Origin of the sequence: Mesorhizobium sp. M00.F.Ca.ET.216.01.1.1 (genome assembly GCF_004010325.2) — a bacterium.
Lineage (GTDB): Bacteria > Pseudomonadota > Alphaproteobacteria > Rhizobiales > Rhizobiaceae > Mesorhizobium.
In genome coordinates, this window is the sequence record NZ_SADR02000436.1 from 1 (window position 1) to 305 (window position 305).

At 69.8% G+C, this 305-nt stretch carries 1 protein-coding gene; it reads left to right on the plus strand.

The genetic code is table 11. From position 1 onward, the window contains the following. Nucleotides 1–305: esterase-like activity of phytase family protein (locus EN859_RS36835; RefSeq protein ID WP_189502564.1), on the plus strand; the 305-nt coding region annotated here is incomplete at both ends.

Genomic DNA, 305 nt, shown 5'->3' on the forward strand with positions numbered 1-305 from the left:
GCGCCCGCCGCCGGACGGGAACAGTCCGGCGTCAAGGCGACGCTCGCCAACACCATGCTCTTGACCGACGACAAGGGCGCCGACGCCACCGGCCTCGATCCGCTGAACGGCGTGCGCGAAGCCGCCGGCGACATGCCGATCCTGCCGCAGGCCGAAAACGGCAAGCTTTCGCTGGACGACGAAGCGATCGTGCGCCTGCCCGACGGCACCATGTTCATCTCCGACGAATACGGCCCCAACATCTACCGCTTCTCGGCTGAGGGCCGCCTGATGTCGGCGACGCAGCCGCCCGCGGCCCTGGTGCC